The sequence below is a fragment of the bacterium genome (genome assembly GCA_024742285.1).
In the GTDB taxonomy this organism is placed as follows: Bacteria; Myxococcota_A; UBA9160; order UBA9160; family UBA4427; genus UBA4427.
Genome location: JANSYR010000004.1, coordinates 291,574 through 316,964, shown reverse-complemented (window position 1 = coordinate 316,964; position 25,391 = coordinate 291,574). Strand labels below are relative to the sequence as shown.

Here is a 25,391-nt window from a genome sequence, read left to right as displayed (position 1 = left end):
CGGCGACCCGAGGAGGAGTAGAAAGTCGACGTCCGCGCGACCGGTCCCGCACGACCGATCGCGACTCGAGTCCACGCGCCTCTTCGAGGCCCGACAGCAGCACCCACCATCCCCCGGTCGCCCCTCCCTCGTTCTGGAGGCCGCCGCGCCGGGATCGATGGCCAGCCAGCGACCTTCTCACGACATCGAAGATCGAATCGATCGGACTCGCCGGAACAAGGCGGACCGGATCGGTCTCGCTCGTCCGCGACCCAAGGCCGCGGCCCAGGCAGACACGATCGCCGCCTCAGGCGGAACGATGCAGAACGAGATCATCATCAACGCGGAGCTCGGAGAGACCCGGGTCGCGTTACTGGAAGACAAGCAGTTCGCCGAGCTGCACATCGAACGAGAGCGCGACAAGAGCGTCGTCGGCAACGTCGTGAAAGGAAAGGTCAGCCGGGTCCTTCCGGGCATGCAGGCCGCCTTCGTCGACATCGGCCTCGAGAAGGCCGCGTTCCTCTACGTCGGCGACTACTTCGAGTCGACCCTCGAAACCGGCGAGACCGACGGCGAACCGACGTCGAAGGGACGGAAGGGCCGCGGCCGCGGTCGCAATGCGCCGCCGAAGATCGACACCGTCCTCCACGAGGGCAAGGAGATCATCGTCCAGATCGCCAAGGAGCCGATCGGGACCAAGGGCGCTCGCATCACCTCGAGCATCTCGATCCCGGGACGTCACCTCGTCCTGACCCCCTGGTCCCGCCGCGTCGGCGTCTCCCGCCGGATCGGCTCGGACAATGAACGAAGGCGACTGCGCGAGATCGTCGAGCGCCTGCGTCCCAAGAACCTCGGCTTCATCATCCGGACCGCCGGCGACGGCGTGACCGAAGCGGACCTCGAAGCCGACATCCGGTACCTCGCGACGGTCTGGGCCGCGATCCAGCATCGCCATGGCGAGACGAGCGCGCCAGCGATGCTCTACTCCGAGCACGATCTGCCGCTTCGCGTCGTCCGCGATCTCGCGGGACACGACACCAAGCGGATCGTGTCCGACGACAAGGAGCTCTACGAACACATCCAGAGCTTCGTCGACCGCTTCGTCGCCGACCCGAAGCCCGAGGTCGTCCACTACGACGAAGGGCTGCCGATCTTCGAGCGCTTCGATCTCGAACAACAGATCCACGCCAACCTCGAGCGCAAGGTCTGGCTCAAGAGCGGCGGGTCCCTGGTCATCGACAAGAGTGAGGCACTCACCGCCATCGACGTGAACACCGGCCGCTTCGTCGGCAAGCGCGATCTCGAAGAGACGGTCCTGAAGACGAACCTCGAGGCGGTCCAGGAGGTCGTGCACCAGCTGCGCTTCCGAAATCTCGGCGGGCTGATCATCGTCGACCTGATCGACATGGAGAGCGCGGGAAACCGCGAGAAGGTCTATCGCGCGTTCCAGGAGGCGCTCCGCGCGGACAAGGCGCGGACCAACATCCTCAAGATCTCCGAGCTCGGCCTCGTCGAGATGACACGCAAGCGGACGCGCGAGAACCTCGTGCAGACGCTCTGCGAGCCGTGCAGCTACTGCGAAGGCCGGAGCTACGTCCTGTCGCGGGAGAGTGTCGGCTTCCGCGTCCTGCGCGAGATCCGCAAGCACATGCCGAAGCTGCGCGGGCGATCGATCGCGGTCGCGGTCAACCCGCACGTGGCCGAGGAGCTGCTGTCGAAGTCGAAGGCGGCGCTCGCCGAGCTCTCCGAGGCGATCGGCAAGGACATCGAAGTCCGCGCGCGACCGGGCATGCACCAGGAACAGTACGAGCTGATGGTGCTCGAAGCCGGACCGCCGGCGGAGATCGAGCTCAGCTGGCTGAACGACACCCATCCCGACGCCCGAAAGGCGAAGGAGAAGCAGGAGGCGGGCGAGGGCGGCTCGAAGCGCGGACGCCGGCGCGGCGGACGCGGTCGCGGACGCGGCGGCAACGGAGCCGCGCCCGAAGGCGAGGAGGCTCCGGCCAGCGAAGAGATGCCCGCCGCGGCCGGCGAGGCCCTCGTCGCCGCGGGGTCGGTGGCCGAGAGCGAGGGCGCGCTGGTGAACGGTGCGGACGAAGACGATGGACCGGCGCGGCTCGACATCCAGGCGCGCGTCGGGAAGCCGGATGGCCCCCTCCGCCTCTCCCTCGACGAAGACGACGACGAAGGCGAAGGCAAAGGCGAAGACGAGCCGGACGACCAGGCCTCCGCGGCGGCGATCTACGAGCGGCTCGATGCCGAAGCGGACGCCGCAAGCGGAGCCGGGGGGGCCGAGTCCACCGACACCACCGAGGCGGCCGCCCCTGTCGAAGCCGAGGAGAACCAAGAGCCCGCGATGGCGGCCGACGCCGAGGCGGATGGGAGCGAGGAATCCGCCGACGACGCGATCGAGGCGCCGAAGAAGCCCCTCGGGGCATCCGCCCCGGTCTCGACCGGCGAAGCGGCAGAAGCGGTCCAAACTGTTGACGCGGAAGAGGAATCCAGCATACTCCCGCGCTCCGAATGAGCCGCCGCCTGCGGCTCGTCCCCCGTTCCAGCCGGCTCCCCCTCGTCTCAAGCCGGCTTCCCAGAAGAAGGTGAATGATTATGTACGCCGTCGTGCGAAGCGGTGGAAAGCAGTATCGCGTGAGCCCCGGTGGCTCGGTGCGCGTCGAGAAGCTCTCCGGTGAAGTCGGCTCGAAGGTGACCCTCGACGAGGTCCTGATGATCGGCGGCGAAGGCGACGTGAAGATCGGGACCCCGACGGTCGATGGTGCGAGTGTCTCGGGCACGATCACGGCCCAGGGCCGCGGCGACAAGATCCGCGTCTTCAAGATGAAGCGCCGCAAGGGCTACCGCCGAACCCAGGGCCACCGCCAGGACTACACCGAGATCGCCATCGACGGCATCTCGTCTTAACAGTTCAACGCCTCGTCGGTTCCCGCGCCTTCGGCGCGGCACCCGCAAGACGTTGCACCAGGATATTCGACACGATCGCCGTGCTTGCGATCGAGAAAAGAGACAGGGTCATGTCACATAAGAAGGGACAGGGCAGCTCGCGAAACGGTCGCGACTCCAACGGTCAGCGCCGCGGCGTGAAGGTCTTCGGTGGCCAGGCGATCAACGCCGGTTCGATCATCGTCCGCCAGTGCGGCACGAAGATCCACCCGGGAACCAACGTCGGTCTCGGCAAGGACTTCACGCTCTTCGCGCTGAAGACGGGCACCGTCCGCTTCGGTACCTCCCGTGGCCGAACGATGGCCCATGTGGATGCGGACTAGTTCCTTGCGCGTGCTTACGCACGCTTGGGCCGCAGGCGCTCGTCGCTAGCTGGCCCCAAGGTCTGTCGAGATCGAATAGACGCGCTCCCCCCTCTTTCTTCGAGAGTGGGCGGAGCGCGTCTTTCGTTTTCGGACCCCGGCTCGGAAACCGCCATGAAACACGCCAACCTCTTCGTCGATGAAGTCGAGATCGAAGTCCGCTCCGGAAAGGGCGGCGACGGGATCGTCGCGTTCCGGCGGGAGAAGTTCGTCTCGCACGGCGGACCGAACGGCGGGGATGGCGGACGCGGAGGCGACGTCATCCTGGTCGCGGACGAGAACGTCGGCACGCTCCTCGATTTCAAGGGCGCGAAGAAGATCAAGGCGCCCAGCGGCCAGAACGGGGGCGGCTCCGACAAGAAGGGCGCCTCGGGTGATCACGTGGAGATCCGCGTTCCGGTCGGCACCCTCGTCTTCGACCTCGGCGAGCCCGCCGAGCCCACGAGCGACGACGACTTCGAGGAAGACGACGAGCGCGACGAGGACGAAGCGGCCTCCGACCCCATCGACCTGAACGAACACGCCGCCCTCGCGGACCTGACCGAATCCGGTCAACGGGTCGTCGTCGCCCGCGGAGGGCGTGGCGGCCTCGGCAACGCGCGCTTCAAGACCTCGACCCGCCAGGCCCCCGACTTCGCGACCCCGGGCAAGCCTGGCGAGGGTCGACGCCTGCGTCTCTCGCTCAAGCTGATGGCCGACGTGGGGCTCGTCGGCTTCCCGAATGCGGGCAAGTCGACGCTGTTGCGACGCATCTCCGCCGCGCGTCCCCGCGTCGCGAACTACCCCTTCACGACCCTCGTCCCCTCCCTCGGCGTCGTCGAACGGGACGATCAGCGAATCGTCGTGGCCGACATCCCCGGGCTGATCGAAGGGGCCAGCGACGGCGCCGGGCTCGGCCATCAGTTCCTGCGCCACGTCGAGCGGACCCGCGTCCTGATCCACCTGCTGGACCTCGAAGCGATGCTCACGCTCGGGCGCGATCTCGTCGACGACTACGACGCGATCCGACGCGAGCTCGGGCGCTATCGACCGGAGCTCCTCGATCGCAGGGAGATCGTCGTGCTCAGCAAGGCGGACCTCGTACACGACGATGCGCTGCTCGCCGACCTCGAAGCGAAGCTCGCTTCGCGCGGGATCGAGGCGACGCGGATCTCCGCCGCCGCGACCCAGGGGCTCGACGCGCTGCTGCACGAGACCTTCGACGCGGTCGAGGCGGAGCGTGCGCTCGAGAAGGAGCGCGAATCCACCGAGGCGGGCCGATGACGGAATCGAACGCCTGGGATCTCGTTCCGCGCGCGAAGCGGATCGTCGTGAAGGTCGGAACGAGCTCGCTCACCCGCGACGGCCAGCTCCAACCGGATCGCTTCACGGCCCTCGCCCGCGACGTCGCCGCCTTGATGAAGGGCGGACGACAGGTCGTGCTCGTCTCGTCCGGCGCGATCGCCGTCGGGGCGCACCGCCTCGGCTGGCAGCACACGGGACACAGCGTCCGCGAGAAGCAAGCGGCGGCCGCCGTCGGACAGATCGGCCTGATCGAGCTCTACCAACGCCGCTTCGGCAATCTCGACCGACACGTGGCGCAGATCCTGCTGACGCGCGCGGGCCTCGAGGATCGCGAGCGGTTCCTGAACGCGCGGCACACGATGCTCGAGCTGCTGCGGATCGGCGTCGTGCCCATCGTCAACGAGAACGACACCGTCGCGACCGAGGAAATCCGCTTCGGCGACAACGACAACCTGGCCGCGACGATCGTGAACGCCGTCGCCGCCGACCTGCTCGTGATCCTCACCGACGTCGAAGGTCTCTACGAACGCGCACCGCAGCCGGGCCAACCCGCGCCGCCGCTGATCCGGACGGTCGAAGAGATCACCCCCGAGATCGAGCGCGCTGCGAGCGGGGCCGGCACGCGGTTCGGCAGCGGTGGAATGATCACCAAGCTCGAGGCCGCGAAGAACGCGGCGCGCTCGGGCGCCGCCACCGTCCTGTGTCATGGCCGAACGAAGGACGTGCTCCAGCGGCTCGTCGCCGGCGAGGAACACGGAACGCTCTTCGCACCCGGCAATCGCCTGCGCGGTCGGAAGCACTGGCTCGCCTACACGGCGAAGACCCGGGGGCGCATCGTGATCGACGACGGCGCGGTCCGCGCCCTCGCGGACCGCGGTCGAAGTCTGCTTCCTGCCGGTGTCCTGCGCGTCGAAGGCGCGTTCGAGATCGGCGACTCGGTGAGTTGCGTCAACGAAACCGGCGACGAGATTGCCCGGGGCCTCACGGTGTACTCGTCCGAAGACGTGGCGAAGCTCGCCGGTCTCGCGACGAAGGAAATCGACCGGGTGCTAGGATATTCGAACGGCGACGAGATCGTGCACCGTGACGACATGGTCGTCGTTCGCGACTGAGACTCATCCGTGGCTGAAGGTCCAAGCCCTTCATCCACCGGGGAACCTTCGACGACTTCATCGTCGTCGAAGAGCCAACGGCCGAGCGACGAGGTCCGACCCGCAGCCCCCTCAACTCCGAGACTTCCCCTCATGACCGATCAGACGAACGACGAACTGGCCCGGGAGATCCGAGACCTCGCGACGAAGGCCGCGGCGGCGAGTGCGCGCATGGGCGAGCTATCGACCGCCCGCAAGAATGCCTGGCTCGCCCGGACCGCGCAGAGACTCGAGGCGGCGCGCGACCGGATCATGGAGGCGAACGCGAAGGACGTCGCGGAAGCGGCCGAGAAGGGCGTCGCCGAGACGATGCGCAACCGACTCGGCATCTCCGACGGCAAGTGGGCCGACATGATCCAGGGACTCCACGACGTGATCGCGCTCCCGGATCCCGTCGGTCGGATCTCGAACCACAGCGTGCGGCCCAACGGCCTCCGCGTGGGGCAGATGGCGATTCCGCTCGGCGTGATCGCGATGATCTACGAGGCGCGGCCCAACGTGACGGTCGACGCGGCGGCGCTCTGCCTGAAGGCGGGGAACGCGGTGATCCTGCGCGGCGGGAGCGAGGCCTTCCACTCGAACCAGGCCCTCGGCGAAGAGCTCCGCGCGGCCGCACGGGACACGGACGTTCCCGAGGACGCGATCACCCTCCTGCCGACCACGGATCGCGCCGCGATCGACGTGATGCTCAAGCTGAACGATTCGATCGACCTCGTGATCCCCCGCGGCGGCGCAGGGCTGATCCGCAAGGTCATGGCCGAGTCGACGATCCCCGTGATCGCCCACGACGCCGGCGTGTGTCACGTCTTCATCGACGAGAGCGCCGACGTGGACATGGCCGTCGGGATCGTGCACGAATCGAAGATGCGTCAGATGCCGGTCTGCAATGGACTCGAGACGCTGCTCTGCCACGTGGGCGCTGCAGAGACCGTCCTCCCCGCCGTCCTGAAGGACCTCCACGAGGCGGGCGTCGAGATCCGAGGCTGCGCTCGAACCGTCGAAGTCTTCGGAGACGCGGTCGCCGCGGCCGAGGCGGACTGGTCCGCGGAGTTCCTCGCCCCGATCCTCGCGGTCAAGATCGTCGACGACATGGACGGCGCGATCGACCACATCCGCCGCTACGGCTCGGACCACACGGAGATCATCATCACGAACAGCTACGCGAACAGTCAGGAGTGGCTGCGCCGCGTGAACTCCTCGACCGTCGGCGTGAACTGTTCGACCGGCTTCTCCGACGGATTCCAGCTCGGCCTCGGCGCCGAGATCGGCATCTCGACCTCGAAGCTCCACGCCTACGGCCCGATGGGTCTCGAGGGGCTGACGACGCGGAAGTTCGTGCTGATGGGCGAAGGGCAGCTGCGCGGGTGACGTCCGCAACCGCCCTTCCGGAACGGATCGGGCTCTTCGGCGGCACCTTCAACCCGATCCACCTCGGACACCTGCGCGCAGCGGAGGAGGTCCGGGAGGCCCTCGACCTCGAGCGCGTGCTCTTCATCCCGAGCCGGATTCCGCCGCACAAGACCGCGGACGAGACCGACCCCATCGCCCCGACCGGGGAACGACTCGCCTGGGTCGAGGCCGCGATCGCCGAGGCGAAGCAGTTCTCGGTCGACCGGATCGAAGTCGACCGGGAGGGGCCCTCCTTTCTCGTCGACACGCTGACCGCGATTCGCGAGCGCGAAGCCGGGCGCCGTCGCACGGTCTTCATCGTCGGCCAGGACGCCTTCGCCGAGATGGGCGACTGGCGCGCCCCCGAGGAGATCTTCGCGCTCACGGACCTCGCGGTGATGACCCGACCGCCCGGACAGATGGGCGACCTCCGCGAGCGGATGCCCGAGATCGTGCGCGACGCCTTCGACGTGTCGCCGGACGGGCACGCGGCCACCCACAGGGAAGCGGGCACCCGGATCGAGCTGGTCCCGATTTCCGCCCTCGACATCTCGTCGAGCAAGGTCCGGGAGGCCTGCCGAAGCGGGCGCTCGATCCGCTTCCTCGTCCCCGAATCGATCCGCGCGAGCATCGAATCCAGCGGACGCTATGGTCCGCGGCCGCTTCAAGCGCGACCCTAGAGAGAGCGCCCCGCCGGCACCGCCGGCCGGGCCTCCAGGAGAGCACGTTGGAAATCCCCGATCCCAAGACCAAGGCGCGATGGATCGTGGAGGCCGCCCTCGACCGGAAGGCCGAGCGTCCCGTCGCCCTCGACATGCGAACCCTGACTTCGTACGCCGACTCGTTCATCCTGCTGACGGGCCGCTCCGACCGACAGGTACGTTCGATCTCCGATGCGGTCGTCGAAGTGCTCAAGCAGCACGGCGAGCCGCCGCTCGGCGTCGAGGGCGAATCCGACGGAAACTGGGTCCTGATCGACTGCAACGACGCGATCGTCCACGTGTTCGACCCCGAGACCCGCGAGCAGTACGACCTCGAACGCCTCTGGCGCGATGCGCCGAGGATCGACCTCGAGATCGAGGGCGTCGATCCGAATCCCTCGGTCGTCGACGAGATCGACGTCGACGACGAGGGCGCCTTCCCCGCGGCCTGATCGCGGTCCCTTTCGCTTTCCCCCACCTCGGTCCCGCCACGCGTCGATCCCGTCACGACGCTCCGACTCCCGCCGCGAACGCGGAAGAGGCGAGAACCTGCGATGACCGGGACCTGGCGCCGCGCATCGGCGCGCTTCGTCGACGCGCTCCTCCCCACCGGCTGCGTCGTCTGTGCGCAGCCCCTCCGCTCCCCCTCGCCCGGACGTCCGAGCGCCTTCTGTGGCGAATGCGCGCGGGCGCTCCCCTGGTGGCGGCGGGCCGACGGTTGTCCGCGTTGCGGCGGGCGACGCACCGGGCCTTCGGGCTGTCCCCGGTGCCTGGCGATGGGGAGCGCGCTCCAGGCGAGCCATGCCGCCCTTCGCTACTCGGGCCCGATCGCGCGGTGGATCCCGGCGAGCAAGCGAGCGCAGGGCCGACCGTCCGTCGCCGTCGAGCGCGCGATCGACGCCCTCGCCGACGCGCTCGGCGAACGGGTGGCCCGGGAAGCGGGCGGGCACGTCGATCTCGTCACGAGTCTGCCGCTCCACGCTGCACGCCAGCGCGAGCGGGGATTCAATCAGGCCGACGCCCTGGCTCGCCGGGTCGCTGCCCGGCTCGGCCGGCCCTTCCGACCGGATCTCCTCGAGCGTTTCCGGCCGACCCGCCCCCAGGCTTCACTCCGGGGCGAGGCGCGGCGCGAGAATGTCCGACGGGCGTTCCGGGCACCGAGGAACCTCCCGGGGGATCCCCGTGTCGCCCTCGTCGACGACGTCCTCACGACCGGGGCGACCCTCGAAGCCGCCGCGAGCGCCCTCCTGGAAGCCGGCGCCCTCGAGGTCCGCGGGCTCGCCCTGGCCGCCACTCTCCCGGTCACCCGCAGGAGACCTCGCGAGGGCACTCGGAGTCGCGGGGCGGTGCCTGAGGAAGCAGGCGGTTCCTGACCCGGGAAGCAGGCGGTTCCGGAGAGCGCCCCCTATCCTCGGGCGCCCTCTACGCTCGCGGCCCGCGAGTCCGCGAAAGGGAAGCCCCCATCCGGCCGATCCGAACCGAACGCCTTTCGGTCCAGCCGCGCCTCGCAGAACGAGGCCAGGAGTCCAGCATGTCCGTCGCCCGAATCTCCCGCCTCCTCGTCGCCACCGCGATCCTCTCGGTCGTCTCCCTCGCCGGGGCGACGACCGCCGCCGCCGAGGACGAGAAGGGCCCTTCGGCTGCGTTCAGGAAGTCCTTGCGCGCCTACCTCGAGATCCAGAACACCTACGTCTCGTACGGTGACAGCATCGCCTATCAGGCCGCCAACGAGACGCTGATGCAGATCGCGGCGAGCGGGGCGGAGGTCACCGAGCAGATGCAGCAGATCGTCCTCGAAGAGGCCCAGGCGAAGTTCGGCGAGAAGCTCGGTGACCTCGACTACCTGACGAAGGTGATGGCGCCGGTCTACGCGAAGTACTTCGACGAGAAGGAGATGGAAGCCCTCGTCGAATTCTGGGATTCGCCCCTCGGACGCAAGAGTCTCGAGACCTCGGGGCAGATGAACCAGGACAGCATGGCGGCGCTCCAGGAGGTCACCTTCGGAATCACGCCGGCCTTCCACCTCGCGATCGACGCCCGCCTTCGCGAGCTCGGCTTCGAGACGAGCGTGCAGCCCGGACCGGGCGCGCCGGCGGTTCCGACCGCACAGTAGCGATCGTCGGCGACGATCCCGGTCGCCTAACGTCCCTTCGCACGTTCGCTCAGGTACTCGCGCCGCGCTTCGGCACACTCGGGATCCGAGAAGCCGGTCACCAGCCCGTCCGCATCCGCCCAGCTCCGGCCCGTTCCGACCATCTGGTCGGTCACGGCGTTCACGTGGCGCTTCGTGGAGAAGAGGGCGTGACGCGCCTTCTTCGCGAGGGAAGCAGCCACCGTCTCGACCTCGGCGTCGAGGGACGCGGCGGGGACGACGCGGTTCAGGAAACCCGAAGCCTTGCCCTCGGCGGCGTCGAAGGGTCGGCAGGTCAACACCAGCTCCTTCGTCAGCGCCGGCCCGATCTCACGCACGAGGCGCGGGATTCCGCCCCAGGCGAGGGGAATCCCGAGATCCACCTCGGGAATCGAGAAGCGGGTCTCTTCCGTTGCGAAGCGGAGGTCACAGGCCGCGGCGAGCACGAGTCCGCCCCCGACGCACCACCCCTGGATCTTCGCGATCGTGATCGCGTGCATCGCCTCGACTGCCTCCGCCATCCGACGACCGATTTCCGCGACCTCGCGGGTCGACTTGTCGCTCTTCTTCGAGAAACTGTCGAGATCCGCGCCGGCCGAGAAGGCACGACCGGCCCCGGACACGATCACCACCTTCGCTTCGGTCTCCTCGTCGAAATGACGTGCAGCGAGGGCGATCTCTTCGAGGGTGTCCGTACCCAGGGGATTCAGCTTCTCGCCGCGGGTCAGCGTCAGCCGACCGATCGGCCCCTCGACTTCGGTCGTGAGATTCTGGAACAAGGCGGTCTCCCGTATCGGGTTGTTTCAGCGGGCGGCGGACGCCGCCGCCCACTCGGCGATCTCGGCGTCGACGATCGGTCCGAGGCGTTCGATCGTCGCGCGATCGTCGATCTGGTCGGGGTGGAAGTCGCGGCGGAACCAGGCCCGGTAGTCGGCTCCCAGTCCGCGCAGGAAGCCGCCTCGTCCGAAGAGGAAACGCCCACCACGACGCCAGGCCGCTCCATCGAAGAGTCGGCCGTCCTTCCAGAACATGTAGAGCATGCGCTGGAAGGTCTCGATCGCGAGATCGAAGGTACTGAGGACCATCGCGAAGACGAGCAGCCCGTAGGGCAGGTCCATCGCACGGTACGTATCGAAGGCCACCGCCTTGTGTTCCGACTCCTCGAGGGCGTGCCAGCGCCAGAGGGACCGCATCCGCGGATCCATCGTCCGGGTCCAGTCGGCCTCCTCGTCCAGCACCTGACGCGCCAGCAGCGCGGTCAGGTGTTCGAGGCTCGCGGTCACCGCGAGCGCGAAGGCAGGCGTGCGGCGGTTGTGCCAGCGGACGATTCGGTCGAAGAAGCGGTTGCGGGTCTCGAGGGCGGTGTAGCCCTGGGCGAGGAGCAGCTCCACGTGATCGTCGTGGAGCCGACTGTGCTGGCCTTCCTGGGCGGCGAACGCCCGGATCTCCTTCGCGAGGTCGGGATCGTCGAGGCGGTCGGCGTAGTGGCGGACCGAACGAACGAAGAACGCTTCGCCGAAGGGAAAGGTCGACGAGAGCGCGTTCAGGAAGTGGGTCTGGAAGGGGTCTCCGCCCCACCAGTACCGATCGATCGGCGGGCGTTCGGACGTCGACCGGTTCCCGAGCTCGAGGCGCGGCTGGCGAACCACGATCGGCGGCCGGATCGTCGAGGCCCGGGGCGACTTCGGGCCGGCGTCGGGAGCCGGGGAGCAGGCGTCGGTCATGCTGGAGCCTCGGGGCAGGCGCGGGGGAGCGGGGGAGCGGGGACGAACGAAGGTAGCCTAGAGTGACGCGGACTCCGAAGCGGAGGGACCGCCCATGGACTTCGACTGGATCGCGATCGCCCTCTCCACCGTCGTGGCCGGTGGTCTCGGAGCGGCCTGGTATTCCCCGGCGCTCTTCGGGCCGGCGTGGATGGCCGAGATCGGCCTCGACGAGGGGGACGCCGGGCCCGCAGGTCGCGAGATCGCTGGCAGCGTCTTCTCCTGCTTCGTCGCCTCCCTCGCGATGGCGTGGCTGCTCGGCGGCCTCGGGATCACGGGGGTCGGACCGGGGCTCCTGGCCGGGGCGATCGTCGGCTTCGGGATCGTCGCGATGGCGATGCTGTCCGATGCGCTCTTCTCGGGCTGGAGCGCGCGGCTCTACCTGATCCAGGTGGGTTATCGCGCGCTCTACCTGATCCTGATCGGCGGGATCCAGGGGTGGTTCGCCGCATGACGCGCATGCCGAGAGGCCGCGCCTCGCGCGCCGGCCTCGGTTCGTTCCTCCTCGCTTCCGCACTCGCCTTCACACTCGCTTTCGTCGCGACGCTCACGGCCTGCTCGAGTGGCGGCGACGTTCGCGGAACCTACGACGTCGAGCTCCGCGTCCAGGAGATCGGCGTGCCCATCCATGGCACCCTCGTCCTCGGGTCCCGGTCGCTCGAGGTGAGCGACCCGATCTGGATCGTCCGCAACACGCAGCGCGGCGGCGACCTCTCGGACGGGGACGACCTCCTGCTGGACGCGAACTCCTGCCTGATCCTCGAGAGCCCGCGCTCGCCGATCCCCGTGTCGGTGATGCTCTTCGAGGCACGATCCCGCACCGACGGGATCGAGGTCCCCTTCGGCTTCTTCGACAACGGGCAGGAGCGGATCGAGGTAACCGAACTCAAGCTCTTCGCGGACGCGTTGAGCGGCGATCTCGTCTACACCGACGCGAACGGCTCGGGAGAGGGCCGTCTCTACGGCGATCGAACGGGCGACGCGGACGGGGACACCTGCGTACTTGCGCTGGCGAGCTTCGTCGAGGCGATCGCCGCGGAAGCGCGTGCCGAGACGACCGGCGATGGTTCGCGCTAGATCACGCCGAGACGACCGGCGGCGAACCGCGTCAGGTCGCTCCGATCAACTGCGACCGACGGACTCCGCGATCACCTGGCGGAGACGCTCCGGATCGACCGGTTTCTTGAAGATCACGCCTTCGAGACCTTCCATCCGGCTTCGCTTGATGATGTGGTCCTTGTCGTAGTGGAACGCGGTCATCATCAGCACGGGCATCTCGGGGTAGGCCGACCGTACGCGCAGATAGAGCTCGTGGCCATCCATCTTCGGCATCACGACGTCCGAGAGCAGCAGGTCGAAGCGTTCGCGCTCGAGGATCTCGAGGGCCAGGGCGCCGTTGTCCGCGATCTCGACCTCGCAGCCGTCGACCTCGAGTAGATCCTTGAGCGTGCGACAGATACCCGCGTCGTCGTCCGCGACCAGGATCCGGAGTCCCGCGAGGCGAGCGTCGGGCTCGTGGCGTTTCCGGTCGTCGCTCCGAAGATCGACCATCCGTGCCGGACCCACGTAGTTGGTCGTCTCGTAGCTGTCGCTCTTCACCATGTCGGCGAGACGCTCGACGACCTCCGTGATCCGCCCGACTTCGCGGCGGATCGCATCGAGCCTTTCGTTCTCGACGGAGGAATCGGATTCGCCGGCGAGGCCCGCGATGTCGTTCTCGAGCAGCGTCGCCTGGTTCACGATCACCGAGAGCGGGTTGTTGATCTCGTGAGAGAGGCCGATCGCGACCTCGCCGAGGGTCGCGAGCTGATCCTTGTGAAGGATCTCGCGGAGATCCTTTGCGAAGCCGATCGTACCGTCTTCTTCGCCCTTCTCGTCGTAGAGGACCGTGCCGGAGATCGCGACCGGGATCAGATCGCCGCTTCGGGCGACGAACTGGGTCTCGAGGGTGTTGCAGACGCCGGTACCACCGTGCTCGGGACCGCGCATCGCCTCGGCGACGCGCTTGGCCTCCTCGACGCTCGGGTAGAAGAGCCCGACGAACTCGCCCAGCACTTCGTCGCTCTCGTAGCCGAGGGAGTCATGCGCCCCGTCGTTGTAGTAGACGACCCGGCCCTTGCGGTCGGTTCCCACGATGATGTCCGGGGAGCGCTTCGTCAGCTCCTCGAAATGTTCTCGCGAGAGCGTCATGCGACGTCTACTCCTGGTGCGGGGTGATCGGTCGATCCGGAATCAGCCGATCCCCTGTTCGGCGAGCCAGCGCTCCGCGTCGATCGCCGCCATGCAACCGGTCCCAGCCGCCGTCACGGCCTGCCGATAGATCGGGTCCGCCACGTCGCCGCACGCGAACACCCCTTCGACCGACGTGTACGTCGAGCCCGGCTTCACCTTCAGGTACTCCGCATCGTCCATTTCGAGCTGTCCCTTGAACAGGGAAGTGTTCGGCTGGTGGCCGATCGCGATGAAGAGTGCTTCGAGATCGATCTCGCGGGTCGAGGCGTCGCGTACGTCCTTGAGGCGTACGCCGGTCACGAAATCACCACCGAGAACCTCGTCGACCTCGGAGTGCCAGGCGAACTCGATCTTCTCGTTCTCGAGCGCGCGCTCCTGCATGATCTTCGAGGCGCGGAGCTCGCCACGGCGATGCACGAGCGTGACCTTGGTGGCGAAGCGGGTCAGGAAGAGCGCTTCCTCCATCGCCGTGTCGCCGCCGCCGACGACCGCCATCGGCTTGTCCCGGAAGAGCGCCCCGTCGCAGGTCGCGCAGGCCGAGACGCCCTTGTTGACGAATTCCTGCTCGGAATCGAGACCGAGCCAACGCGCCGAGGCGCCGGTCGCGATCACGACCGCGTCGGCGGTGTAGTTCGTGCTGTCCGTCGAGACCTTGAAGGGGCGCTCGGAAAAATCGACGCTCGTCGCGTCCGTATAGAGGATCGTCGTCCCGAACCGCTCCGCCTGCTTCTGGAACTCCTCCATCATGATCGGTCCGGTCACGCCGTCGGGATAGCCCGGGTAGTTCTCGACATCGGTCGTGATCATCAGCTGACCGCCGAAGTTGAGCCCAGCCAGCATCAGCGGCCCGAGGCCGGCCCGCGCCATGTAGATGGCGGCGGTGTAGCCGGCCGGCCCGCTCCCGATGATGAGCACGCGTCGGTGCTCGCTCTCCATAGACGCTTCCTTCGTAGATGGGTGCACAGTCGCGAAAGTCTACGACCAGCCCGACGGCGTCGCTACCCAAGCCACGGATCCGAGGGTCCGTCAGCCCGAGACCCCTGGTCGGCAAGCAGAGCCTTCAGCCCAAGGGCGCGCTGCGCCCGAGGTAAAGAGTCCTGAACGCTCTGATCGGCGGGCGCGAAGCGCCCACCGATCAGAGCGGTTCCGTGATCGGGAGCTCTTCCCACATCAGCTGGAGGAAGATCCCGATGAAGAACGAAAGGAAGGTCATCAGCAGGAGCGCCGAGGGGAAGACGTACATCCCTTCGAAGCCCACGATGTGGGGCAGCTGGCCGATCATCGGATCCATCGACTCCCGAAGCACCGCGATCCCGACCTCGCCCGTGTCCGGCGACCAGTTCCGGGTCGCCATGAAGGGCCCGATCAGGCTGGTCATGACCACGCCGACCCCGAACGCCTCCACGACGCCGAGCAGGAAGATCGATCGGGCGCGGGAGAAGGCGACCGCCGTATCCGGGATCCGCCGAGCCACCTCGACGTAGATGTAGAGCAGCGTCACCAGCGCCAGCAGGAGCACCACCGAATCGAGCGCCACCTGGGCGCGGCTCGCGAGATCCCAGACCTCGTCGATCAAGAACACCGGCAGGTAGCCGACGATGATCCCCGCGCCGATCCGGGGAACCGAGGCGTGGAAGAAGGACAGGTCCCGCTTCCAGCAGAAGCGGTAGAGGAGGAACCAGATCGCGGCGGCGTAGACGAAGACGACCTCCGCCGCACAGACCAGGTCGAAGGCCCGGGGCGCCTGGTCGTAGGCGAAGGCCGCCCCGACGTAGGGGAGCAGCAGGCCGAGGAGCACCGACAGGTGGATCTTCGGCGTATGCCAGGTCAGGCTGCGGTCGGCGCCGTTCGGCTCCGCCCCGCCCTCGAGCCCGGCCCCGTGATTGATGATCGCCGAGGAATGGCGGATGTCGTACACGCGCAGGAACCAGTGCTCGAGCTTGCCCAGCAGCCGGCGGCAGTTGCTTCCGGGTCGACGGAGGAAGGGGCTGAGATCGCCGCTTCGCTCGATCCGTTCGGCGCCGGTCCCGAGGATCGCGGCGAGGACCTCCTCCTCGCGGGTTCCGAAGGGCGAGTCCTCCTTCTCGAACGCCTGGTTCTCCTCGTCGAGGCAGACGCCCTCGAGCCAGAGATAGAAGGCGCGCTCCGCCATCCGGAGGATCATCCGGTTCTGGGCCTCGGTCTCCCCGCCTTCGAGCACCTGGAAGAAACCGCTCTCGGTCGGGTCGTCCCCGGGATCGACGAGCTGGACCTCGCCGGCCAGATAGGCGGACAGGTAGTCGGGCTCGACGCGATCCTCGACCAGCACGCGAAGCGACTGGAAGATGCGCCGACGCAGGCTGAACCCGGCGACTCGGATCTGACGACCGCCGTCGATCTCATGGGTCTCGATGAAGCGGAGAAGGACCTGAGACAGAAGTGCGACGTCCTGGTGGAAGCGCATGCGCGCGTCCGCGCGTAGTCGATCGCCCCCCTCGAGATGCTCGACCAGCCCGTCGAGATAGCGCGGGGCCGCCGCGAGCATCCGGGTCATCAGATTGCGCTGATCCCGCGGACTCGCGCGCCCCCCGAGCAGCCGGGACTTGGTCAGGAGATCGTCGAGCTGGAGGAAGAGCTCGGTCGGATCGTGACGGCTCGCGTGGAACGAAAAGGTCTCGGGGAAGATGCGCTCGAAGGGGCCGTCCCCGTGTGCCACCTCGAAGCGCACCTCCCGGGCATGGAACGCGAGGGTGAAGCGGAAGGTCAGCTGGAGACGCTCGACGCGGAGCTCGAGCCGCGGCAGCGCGTCGGTCCCGCCACCGCGGACGGACGGCACCTCGTCCCGAACCCCTCGCGCGGTTTCCGCTGCGGAGGCCACGGGACTAGAGGATCCGCTGGCGAGGATTCTCCCCGCTCTCGTAGTACGACTCGACTGCCTTCGAGAGCGCGACCACGCCCTCGGGCATCGCCTCGCTTCGCGGCCAGCGCTGGGCGGCCACGTTCAGCCGATCCCGCAGCATCTGGGCATCCGGATAGGCGTCACCCGCCAGGGTGTCGTCGACGTCGAGCCAGTTGCCGATCGCGGTCTGGGTTCGCGAAACACGTTCTCGGAGCTCGGACATGTTCGCGCTCTCGACGCCCGCGCCCATGACTCGCTCGCAGAGATCCGCGAGCTCCGAGAGCGCCTTCTCGAGGGCCTCGCGAAGGGGACCGGCGCCCGCGGCCTTCGTCTCGGAGACACGCCCGACGATCTCCTCGAGATCCCGCGTCAGCGGCTCGTGGGAGATCTCCTTGAAGAGGATCACGCGTCCGAGCGGGCTGCCGTCGTCGTTCGTGAGGGAGTTGACCGAGACGCGGATGCGATGTCCCGGTCCGACCGGAAGCTCGAGCTCCTCGAAGGTCCCGCCCGCCTCGTCGGCGAGGGTCTTCACGCGCTCCGAGAGCTCCTCGAGATCCTCGCGCTCCATCACGTCGCCGATCGTCTTGCCGACGATGTCGCTCTCGATCCCGATGAAGGCCTTGGCGGGCTGGTTCACGGCGCGAACCACGCCCTCGGCATCGATCGCGATCGCCCCGGTTCGCAGTCGATCCATGACCGCCGCAAGGAAGAGATTCGCGTCGCGGAGGTCCTCGACCAGCCGCCGATTCTCGAGGGTGAGCGCGTGGAGCTCCGCGGCCCGACGCACCAGCGCCTTCAGCTCGTCCGGCTCCCAGGGCTTGTTCACGTAGCCGTAGATGTGGCCGTCGTTGATCGCCTTGATCGTCGCCTCGGAGTCGGCGAAGCCGGTGAGGATGATCCGGATCGTCTCGGGATAGCGCTCGTAGACCTCGCGGAGAAGCTCGACGCCGGTCATACCGGGCATGCGCTGATCCGTGATCACCACGGCGATCGGCGAATTGTCTTCCATGATCCCGAGCGCCTGCGTCGGATCGGACGTCGTCAGGACCTCGTAGAGATCCATGAAGGTAAACGTCATCGTCTCGAGGATCGCCTCCTCGTCATCGACGATCAGAATGCGCGGTCGTTCCGTCTTGCTCATCGTTCCATCAAAAGTAGCGCTTCGGCTCACGGGTCAGTCAGGGCCCCGAATCCGGCGACCCGCCACGATCGGGGGCCCCTTCGCCGAGCGCTCGCAGGCGAAAGCCTAGTATCGGGTGGCCGCGATCAGCTTCTGCCGATCGCCGTTCCACTCTTCCTTCCAACGCTCCGCGATCTCCTCGCCCGGGCTCTTCCCCTTCTCGATCTGCTCGTGCAGAGGATCGAGGAAGCCCCGTTCGTCGGCATCGCTGAAACCTTCCGCGTGGATCCGCCCGAGGCCACCGTCGGCGAGCTTCACGAGCTCGCGCGCGAAATCGATCACCTTGCGCCCAGCCATCTCCGCCCGGAGTCCACGCTTCGCCACGTCGAGCTGGCCCGCGTCGAGCGCTTCCATCGACACGTCCGAGAGCAGCGAGAGCACGCCGTCGAGCGCGTCCGCATCGTAGAGCAGTCCCTTCCAGATCGCGGGCAACGCGCAGATGTGGGCACGCGGGACGGTGTCCGCGCCGCGCACCTCGATGATCCGCTTGAGTCGCACGTCCGGAAAGAGCGTCGTCAGGTGCGTGTCCCAATCGCGCACGGTCGGCCGATGGATCTCACCCTCCACCTCGAAGCCGCGCTCCATGAACTGCCGGAAGGAGAGCCCGTTCGCGGCGTGGTACGCGTGGTCCCGGATCAGGAAGAACATCGGCACGTCGAGCGCCCACTGCATGTAACGCTCGTAGCCGAAGTCCGGATCGAAGACCCAGGGAATCAGGCCGCAGCGATCCGGGTCGGTGTCGCGCCAGATCGCGAGCCGCTTCGAGGCGTAGCCGTTCTCGCGCCCCCCCGAGATCGACGAGTTCGCGAAGAGCGCCGAGATCACCGGCGTCGCGAGCAGCGCGGCGCGCATCTTCGCGATCATGTCCGCTTCGTTCGCGTAGTCGAAATTCGCCTGGACCGTCGCCGTCGCGTGCATCATGTCGAGGGCCAGCCCGCCGCGGGTCGGCAGGTAGCTGCGCATGATGTCGTAGCGGGCCTTCGGCATGTGGGGGATGTCGTCGACCTCGTGGAAGGGATCGATGCCGAGACCGAGCCAGGCGATCCCGAAGTCGTCGGAGAGCTCCTTCACGAGATCGACGTGGGTATTGAACTCGGCGCAGGTCTGCTTCGTCGTGACGAGCGGGGCCCCGGAGAGCTCGATCTGCCCGCCGGGCTCGAGGGTGATGCTCGCGCCGTCCTTCTGGAGGGCGATCACACGACCGCGCTCTTCGACGCGCTCCCAACCCACGGCGGCGTGGATCTTGTCGAGAAGTGCACCGATCCCGTAGGGCCCCTCGTAGGGCACACGGTCGCCGGTGTCCGCGTAGACGCCGACCTTCTCGTGCTCCGTGCCGACGGCCCAATCTTCGCGCGGCGTCTCGGCCGCGTCGAAGTAGGCCAGGAGGTCACCCACACCCAGGGCGGGTTGGTCCTGCGGGTTCATGTCGGGGGGCTCCTCGTCGCCCGCTCGGAGGCGGGGCGGAACGGGCGGCGGCGCACCTCATCAGAGAGAGGCGCGTCGAATCATAGAGGCGCGCGGGCCTAATCGTAGAGATCTGTGTGCAGAAAGCGAATCAGCGCGCAGGCGACCGCCTGGGCTCCGTAGGCCGAACGATCGAGACGTCCGCCCGTGAGGCGGCCGATGTTGCCGCCGCTGCGGCCGGAGGGCCCCCCCGACGAGATGCCCACGTCGGCCTCCGGAGGCCGGTGCTGCGACCAGTGGTCATCGAAGAGGTCCCCGATCGGTGCCTGGTCCCGAACCGCCGGCAGGAGCGCGCCTGCGGGGTAGGCGAAGCCCGAGGAGAAGCCGTGGCCGTCGCGGGTCCCGTCGGTGATCCAGGCGCAGCCCACGTTGAAGAAGCCCTCGCTCGGGTCGCTGGAATGGGACGGTCCCTCGTCGAGACGCGCGAGGCCGTCCTCGATCCCTACGGCGAGGCCGCAGGGGCCGGAAGCGAACGCCGCCCGCGCCCGATTGCGCGCGCCGGAGACGATCTCGTCCCAGCCGATGGGCTGCTCCGGGACGTCGCTCTCGACGCCGACCGGCACCAGCTCGAGGCGAGCCTCCTCGGCGGCAAAGCCTTCGAACGCGTCGCGCACCGCGCCGAGCTTGGCCCGGTTCTCCGTGCCCACCCGGATCGCCGCCCCCTCGAGCACCGCACGCAGCGAGGCACTCGGGCGGAAGGTCGTCTCGAACCCGGACGTCAGGGCGTGGTCGCCTCTTCGAGGAAGCGCTCGAGGAAATCCTCCAGGGCGTCCTCGAGATCGGACTCGGCGGCGAACGGGAAGGTCCGGCAGGGGCCCTCGCTCTTGCCGGTTCGGAAGGGGCCGACCAGCGTGAACTCGGACTTGCTCTTGGCGATCACGAGCGCGCGGTGGCGGCCGCGCGCGAGCTCGAACTCGTGGGCGTGGAGATGCTTCTCGTCGAGTCGAACCGGGGAAACGTCGATCGAGAGTTGCGGCACGTCCTTCGCCACCGCCGCGTTGAAGGCATCGATCGCCGACGCGACCGTCGTGCGCAGCTCGCCGAGCTTCGCCGCCGCGTGGGCCATGTCGTCGGCGTGACGTCGCTCGCGTTCGACGACGCCTTCGGCAATCGCCTTCAATCGTTCCTCGAGACTCATGGGCGAGCTTCCTCCGCAGCGGGCGCGGTGGGCGCGTGCGCGCTAGAGCGCTTCGTCGGCGAGAGCGACGGGGCCGTTGCCGAGATCCGCGAGCAGCTGGTCCCGCACCGACCTGAAGACCGCGAAACGGGACGCATCGACGGGCTCGCCCGCCGGACCGCCGATCTTCATCGGATCGACGTAGACGCCATGGCGCTTCACGCGGAAGCAGACGTGGGGACCGGTCGAGAGTCCGGTCGTGCCGACGTACCCGATCACCTGCTTCTGCTTGACCCGATCCCCGACCTGGAGCCCCTTCGCGAAGGAGGCGAGATGGGCGTAGTGGGACGTCAGGCCGTCGCGATGGCGGATGCGGACGAGATTGCCGGAGGCACCGGCGCGCGCGCGGTACTCGACGACGCCGTCGGCGACGGACCAGATCGGCGTGCCGTGCGGAGCGGCGTAATCGATCCCGCGATGGGGACGGGTGACGTTCAGGATCGGGTGGCGACGCGCGCGGGTGAAGCGCGAGCTGATCCGACTGAACTCGAGGGGCGCCGCGAGGAACGCGCGCTGGACGCTCGTACCGTCGGGACGGAAGTAGGCGCCCTCGCCCTTCTCGTCCTCGAAGTAGACGACGGTGTGGTCCCCGTGCTTGCCGGCGTAGCGACCGGCGAGGATGCGACCCGGGCGGACGTAGACGTCTTCGCCGTCGTCGTTCGTCCGGTAGAGGCGTTCGTAGAGGATCTGGAACTCGTCGCCGGGATGGACCTGCCGGCTGAAGTCGATGTCCCAGGCCATGATCCGCGAGAATTCGCTGGCGAGGGCGCTCTGTTCACCGAGGGCGAGGACGGCGCCATAGAAGGAGGAGTCGACGATCCCCGCGATCTTGGCGACGAGCGGGCGGAGCTCGGCGGTCTCCTTGCGCACGACGTAGCGCGAGCCTTCCCACGCGAGATAGAAGCTCTCTTCCGGGCTCTGCGCGTAGCGGAAGTCGAGCACGCGACCATCGGCGTCCTGACCGAGGCGGTAGGTGTCGCCGGGACGCGAACGGCGGAAGTCGAAGACCTTGCGCATCTCCTTCGCGATCAGGTGCACCGTCGAAGGGGCGATGCCCTGACGTCGAAGCGAGGCACCGAGGCTCTCGCCACTCGCGATCTCGCCGCGGGTCACGATCGTGAAGTGCTCGACCGGATCCTCGATGATCGGCGAGCGGTGGATCGGTAGATCGTCGATCGCGATCCCGGCGGGCGGATCGGCCGCGAGGCTCTCGGTCGTCGGGCGCGCGCCGGGTGAAAGGGAGACGCGGGTCGCCGCGGCCGGCGTCTGGGGCGTGTGCGCGGCCAGGGTCGTTGCGGCGCTCGAGTATTCGGCCGCGACCACGGCGGCCGCCCTGGCGTTCGCGCCCACGCGCTGTCCGTCTTCCGCGGAGCCGATCTCGCTTCCGATGCCGAAGCCGAGCACCACGGCCAACACGACGAGCAGGCCCCCGATCCCGCTTCGGGAAAACAGGGGACGATCGTGGTCGTCCATCGTCCTGCGCTCGGCGGGAGGGCTCGAGACCGAGTCGGTCCGCAGCCCTTCCCCGTCGGAAGGATCGCGTTGCATTTCAGATGCTCCTGGGGGATCTCACTCCGCGGCAATGTTTAGCCCGATGGGTCCGCCGATGCAGCGCTTTCGCCCATTCCGACCCATCAAGTGTTGCTTTATGGACCCACTTCGTGTCCGTTGGGGCGACCGGCGACACACCGGGTCTGGCCCGATGATCCGCGAGGTCTATCCTCCCGCTGCCTCCCGGCGACTGGTCCCCCCTCCTGGAGTGGCATGGCCGCCGATTTCGAACACAGCACCGCGAGCCCGGCACGCCTCGAGCTGCTCCCGCTCCGGCGCGCGCGGCTCGGATCCGCCGGTGGCCCCTGCTTTGCCGTCGGTCTCGTCCTGATCGTGCTCCTCTTCGGGGCCCTCGGCGGACTCGCGAACGAAGCGCAGGCGCTCTGGCCCTTCGACCGGATCTTCGAGCGCGGACCGGTGTCCCACCGCGCGCCCGAGGTCCTCGCCGACGCCATCCGGATCCGGACGACGAATCCACCCGGCAACGAGCGGGCCCTCGCGCGCCGTTATGCGTCGGAGCTCCGGCGGGTCGGGATCGAGACCCGCGTGATCGAGACGCCGGGCCCCGACGGCGGCCCACGCCGCGCCGCAGTCTGGGGGCGGCTCCGCGGTCGGGGCGACCGACCGGCCCTGGCCCTGCTCTCCCATCTCGACACCGTCCCGGCGGACCCCGCCGAATGGAGTGTCGATCCCTTTGCCGGTGAGGTCTGGGACGGCTTCGTCTGGGGACGCGGCGCGCTCGACGCGAAGGGCGTCGGCGTGAGCCACCTGATGGCGATGGCCGCGATCGCCGACAGTGACATCGTCCTGGACCGCGACCTCGTCTTCCTCGCCACACCCGAAGAGGAGACCGGCGGGCGGGACGGGGCGGGCTGGCTCGTCGCGAACCATCCGGAGCTGCTCGAGGGCGTCGGCTATCTGCTGACCGAAGGCGGGGGCGTCCAGATCGCGGCCGGACGCGAGAGCGAGCGCCCGCCGATCTGGGGCGTGGCGATCGTCGAGAAGGCACCGTGCTGGCTCGAGCTCGCTGCGAGCGGGCGCGCGGGGCACAGCTCTTCGCCGACGGCCGATGCGGCGGTGCCGCGCCTCGTAGCGGCCCTCGACCGGATCCGGCGCGTCGAGACCCCGATCCGCGTGATTCCCGAGGTAGCGCAGATGTTCACGGCGCTCGCGCCGGTCGCCGCGGAGTGGGATCGCCCCGGATATCTCTTCCTCGGAACGACCCTCGAGAACGACGAAGGTTTCCGGCGCCGCTTCCTCGGCAATCCCGCGCAGAACGCGCTCGTCCGCAACACGGTCTCGATCACGGTCCTCGAGGGCGCCCCCAAGACGAACGTCGCGCCCGCCCTCGCACGCGCCCATCTCGACGCGCGGCTGCTCCCGGGCGAATCCTGCGCGAGCTTCGCGGACGCCATCCGGCGCGTCGTCGACGACGACTCGGTCGCGGTCGAAGAGCTCCTGAGCTTTCCGGCGATCGCCTCGTCCCCGGACAGCCCGCTCTACCGCGCGATCGAAACGGTCGCCGGCGAGCAGGCCGAGCCTGGTCTCGTCGTCCCCCGACTGATCGGCGGCTTCACCGACGCCCACTGGTTCCGCGAGCTCGGCATCACGAGCTACGGCTTCGTGCCCCGCTCGCTCACCGCCGACGAGAGCCGCCGCGTCCACGGCATCGACGAACGCATCTCGAAGGACGCGCTGGTCGAGAGCATTCGCCTCACGATCGAGATCGTACGGGCCTTCGATCGGATCGAGACGGAAGAAGCCTCCGCCAACTCGCTACCGAGCCTTCAGCGCAAGGCGCGCTCGAGGGAAGGGCGCGTCGAGAGACGCACAGCGCCGACCCGGACTCAGGAACGAAGTTCCTGAATCGCGAGATGGAGCGCCGCGAAGAGCGGCTCGACATCGTCCACGTCGAGGCAGCTGAAGGCGACCCGGATGTCCGTGGCGGACGTCGCGATGAGGCCTACCTGGTGCTCGTCGAGGAGGTGCACGCGGAGCTTCTCCGCGTCCACGCCCTTCACCTTCACCAGCATGAAGTAGCCGCTGTTGAAGGGATAGACGCTCCACGAATCCTCGTACTCGTCCCGGTTCGCGACCTCGAAGACGCGCTCCGCGCGAACGCGCAGGATCTCGCACTTCTCGTCCCGTTCCTTCCGGAGGTCCGGATTCTGGAGCGTCCGCTCGACGAGGGTCTGCGAGAGCTGCGGAACGTTCGAGATCCCGCCTCGGATGGCCCCGCGCGTCTTCGCGTCGAGGGCTTCACAGACCTCGGCGGCGCTATCCGCGCGACCGGGGCCGAAGGTGACGAAGCCGCAGCGCAGGCCCCACACGAAGAGCTCCTTGGTCGCGCCGTCGAGCTTGACCGCGAGCAGGTTCGGGTGGCGCCCCGTGAGCTTCCCGAAGAGCGACTCGGTCATCGACCGGCCACCGAGGTGGTAGAAGAGGCCGAAGTAGGCGTCGTCGCAGAGCACGACGAGCTTCGTCCCCTTCTCGGCCTGGGCCTCGAGCGCCGCCGCCAGGGCGTCGCCTTCCGCCTCGGTCGGCATGTAGCCGGTCGGGTTGTTCGGGAAGTTGAGGAGCACGACGACCTTGTCGCGGCCTTCGGCGAGCTCGCCGAGCCGGGTCGCGAAGGCATCCGTGTCCATCCCGCCCGCTTCCTTGGAAGCGCCCGCGGCCCTCTTGTAAAACGGGAAGGTCTGGATCTCGGCGCCGTGATGGACCTCGAAGGTCAGGCGGTAGTTGCCCCAGAGCTTGTCGGGCAGGAGCATCACGTCGCCCGGGTCGAGGAAGAGCTCACCCGCGAGCGCGAGGCCGTGGGTGATCGCGCTGGTCACGATCGGCTGACCGAAGCTCTTTCCGGCGAGCGACGGGTTCTCGGCGAGGAGCTTTTCGCGCCAGGCGTCACGGAGGCCCGGCCGTCCGGGCGGCGGCGCGTAGGTCACGGCGTCCTGCGCCGAGACGTCCCCGATCTGCGACGAGATCGAGGGCAGGATCATCGGCGAGCCCTCTTCCGTCGCGATCCCGATCGTGGCGTTGAAGCGCGTGGCCTTCTGCTTCGCCTCGGCCGTCTGGGAGATGATGCCCTTCGGGAAGTAGAGACGGCGACCGTACTCGGAGAGCATCCCGAGGACTTCGGGAGCGGCCTTCTCGAGCTGCTCGTTCAGGGACTGCGCGATCGGGTTCAGTTTGGA

At 68.3% G+C, this 25,391-nt stretch carries 23 protein-coding genes and 1 pseudogene; 13 read left to right on the top strand and 11 right to left on the bottom strand.

The window, feature by feature from the left end; translation table 11 throughout:
* Positions 1 to 298: 298 nt before the first annotated feature.
* From NXI30_10285 to NXI30_10240, 10 genes and pseudogenes are all read left to right on the top strand, one after another.
* Positions 299 to 1,798: pseudogene (locus tag NXI30_10285) on the top strand (Rne/Rng family ribonuclease).
* A gap of 788 nt (positions 1,799 to 2,586) precedes the next feature.
* On the top strand, positions 2,587 to 2,898 hold the full coding sequence (gene rplU / locus NXI30_10280) for a 50S ribosomal protein L21 (GenBank protein ID MCR9094592.1): 312 nt from the start codon (positions 2,587 to 2,589) through the stop codon (positions 2,896 to 2,898).
* Positions 2,899 to 3,008: 110 nt separating this feature from the next.
* Positions 3,009 to 3,260, top strand: coding sequence for a 50S ribosomal protein L27 (rpmA, locus tag NXI30_10275; GenBank protein MCR9094591.1), 252 nt, complete (start codon positions 3,009 to 3,011; stop codon positions 3,258 to 3,260).
* A 153-nt stretch (positions 3,261 to 3,413) separates the two neighbouring features.
* Entirely contained in the window at positions 3,414 to 4,562 is a 1,149-nt protein-coding gene (obgE, locus tag NXI30_10270; GenBank protein MCR9094590.1) for a GTPase ObgE, read from the top strand.
* A complete protein-coding gene (gene proB / locus NXI30_10265; protein ID MCR9094589.1) occupies positions 4,559 to 5,695 on the top strand; it encodes a glutamate 5-kinase in 1,137 nt (378 codons plus the stop codon). The genes obgE and proB overlap by 4 nt, the downstream gene beginning before the upstream one ends.
* Before the next feature lie 132 nt (positions 5,696 to 5,827).
* Positions 5,828 to 7,102: a glutamate-5-semialdehyde dehydrogenase gene (locus NXI30_10260; protein MCR9094588.1), complete on the top strand. Its 1,275-nt coding sequence runs from the start codon at positions 5,828 to 5,830 to the stop codon at positions 7,100 to 7,102.
* Entirely contained in the window at positions 7,099 to 7,803 is a 705-nt protein-coding gene (gene nadD, locus NXI30_10255) for a nicotinate-nucleotide adenylyltransferase (GenBank protein ID MCR9094587.1), read from the top strand. Before NXI30_10260 ends, nadD begins: the two co-directional genes overlap by 4 nt.
* Before the next feature lie 47 nt (positions 7,804 to 7,850).
* Positions 7,851 to 8,276 carry a ribosome silencing factor gene (gene rsfS / locus NXI30_10250; GenBank protein MCR9094586.1) on the top strand — a complete coding sequence of 142 codons (426 nt, stop codon included), beginning with the start codon at positions 7,851 to 7,853 and terminating at the stop codon, positions 8,274 to 8,276.
* A gap of 102 nt (positions 8,277 to 8,378) precedes the next feature.
* Positions 8,379 to 9,197: a phosphoribosyltransferase family protein gene (locus tag NXI30_10245; protein ID MCR9094585.1), complete on the top strand. Its 819-nt coding sequence runs from the start codon at positions 8,379 to 8,381 to the stop codon at positions 9,195 to 9,197.
* 158 nt (positions 9,198 to 9,355) lie between these two features.
* Positions 9,356 to 9,937, top strand: a complete 582-nt coding sequence (locus tag NXI30_10240; protein MCR9094584.1) for a DUF2059 domain-containing protein — start codon at positions 9,356 to 9,358, stop codon at positions 9,935 to 9,937.
* A 26-nt stretch (positions 9,938 to 9,963) separates the two neighbouring features.
* Here the strand turns inward: NXI30_10240 and NXI30_10235 are convergent, their stop codons facing one another.
* A complete protein-coding gene (locus NXI30_10235; GenBank protein MCR9094583.1) occupies positions 9,964 to 10,734 on the bottom strand; it encodes an enoyl-CoA hydratase/isomerase family protein in 771 nt (256 codons plus the stop codon).
* 24 nt (positions 10,735 to 10,758) lie between these two features.
* A complete protein-coding gene (locus NXI30_10230; protein MCR9094582.1) occupies positions 10,759 to 11,679 on the bottom strand; it encodes a metal-dependent hydrolase in 921 nt (306 codons plus the stop codon).
* Between the two features lie 94 nt (positions 11,680 to 11,773).
* Here NXI30_10230 and NXI30_10225 point away from each other — a divergent pair, with 94 nt between their 5' ends.
* Positions 11,774 to 12,172: a DUF1761 domain-containing protein gene (locus NXI30_10225; protein ID MCR9094581.1), complete on the top strand. Its 399-nt coding sequence runs from the start codon at positions 11,774 to 11,776 to the stop codon at positions 12,170 to 12,172.
* Positions 12,173 to 12,177: 5 nt separating this feature from the next.
* Positions 12,178 to 12,795: a hypothetical protein gene (locus NXI30_10220; protein MCR9094580.1), complete on the top strand. Its 618-nt coding sequence runs from the start codon at positions 12,178 to 12,180 to the stop codon at positions 12,793 to 12,795.
* Between the two features lie 45 nt (positions 12,796 to 12,840).
* Here the strand turns inward: NXI30_10220 and NXI30_10215 are convergent, their stop codons facing one another.
* The 8 genes from NXI30_10215 to NXI30_10180 form a co-directional block, all read right to left on the bottom strand.
* The gene (locus NXI30_10215) at positions 12,841 to 13,908 is read right to left on the bottom strand and encodes a response regulator (protein ID MCR9094579.1); all 1,068 of its coding nucleotides are present in this window, start codon (positions 13,906 to 13,908) and stop codon (positions 12,841 to 12,843) included.
* Between the two features lie 42 nt (positions 13,909 to 13,950).
* Positions 13,951 to 14,886 carry a thioredoxin-disulfide reductase gene (gene trxB, locus NXI30_10210; protein ID MCR9094578.1) on the bottom strand — a complete coding sequence of 312 codons (936 nt, stop codon included), beginning with the start codon at positions 14,884 to 14,886 and terminating at the stop codon, positions 13,951 to 13,953.
* A gap of 199 nt (positions 14,887 to 15,085) precedes the next feature.
* Positions 15,086 to 16,765: a hypothetical protein gene (locus NXI30_10205; GenBank protein MCR9094577.1), complete on the bottom strand. Its 1,680-nt coding sequence runs from the start codon at positions 16,763 to 16,765 to the stop codon at positions 15,086 to 15,088.
* A 46-nt stretch (positions 16,766 to 16,811) separates the two neighbouring features.
* Entirely contained in the window at positions 16,812 to 17,969 is a 1,158-nt protein-coding gene (locus NXI30_10200; protein ID MCR9094576.1) for a response regulator, read from the bottom strand.
* Positions 17,970 to 18,074: 105 nt separating this feature from the next.
* Positions 18,075 to 19,433, bottom strand: coding sequence for a glutamate--cysteine ligase (locus NXI30_10195; protein MCR9094575.1), 1,359 nt, complete (start codon positions 19,431 to 19,433; stop codon positions 18,075 to 18,077).
* Between the two features lie 98 nt (positions 19,434 to 19,531).
* A complete protein-coding gene (locus NXI30_10190; protein ID MCR9094574.1) occupies positions 19,532 to 20,119 on the bottom strand; it encodes an inosine/xanthosine triphosphatase in 588 nt (195 codons plus the stop codon).
* 71 nt (positions 20,120 to 20,190) lie between these two features.
* Positions 20,191 to 20,610 (bottom strand): hypothetical protein, encoded by a 420-nt coding sequence (locus NXI30_10185; GenBank protein MCR9094573.1) that lies wholly within the window; start codon positions 20,608 to 20,610, stop codon positions 20,191 to 20,193.
* Between the two features lie 42 nt (positions 20,611 to 20,652).
* The gene (locus NXI30_10180; protein MCR9094572.1) at positions 20,653 to 22,197 is read right to left on the bottom strand and encodes a M23 family metallopeptidase; all 1,545 of its coding nucleotides are present in this window, start codon (positions 22,195 to 22,197) and stop codon (positions 20,653 to 20,655) included.
* A gap of 216 nt (positions 22,198 to 22,413) precedes the next feature.
* Here NXI30_10180 and NXI30_10175 point away from each other — a divergent pair, with 216 nt between their 5' ends.
* Positions 22,414 to 24,066: a M20/M25/M40 family metallo-hydrolase gene (locus NXI30_10175; GenBank protein MCR9094571.1), complete on the top strand. Its 1,653-nt coding sequence runs from the start codon at positions 22,414 to 22,416 to the stop codon at positions 24,064 to 24,066.
* Here NXI30_10175 and NXI30_10170 read toward each other — a convergent pair.
* Positions 24,048 to 25,385 (bottom strand): aminotransferase class I/II-fold pyridoxal phosphate-dependent enzyme, encoded by a 1,338-nt coding sequence (locus NXI30_10170; GenBank protein ID MCR9094570.1) that lies wholly within the window; start codon positions 25,383 to 25,385, stop codon positions 24,048 to 24,050. The two genes, NXI30_10175 and NXI30_10170, sit on opposite strands and share 19 nt — an antisense overlap.
* Positions 25,386 to 25,391: the final 6 nt, after the last annotated feature.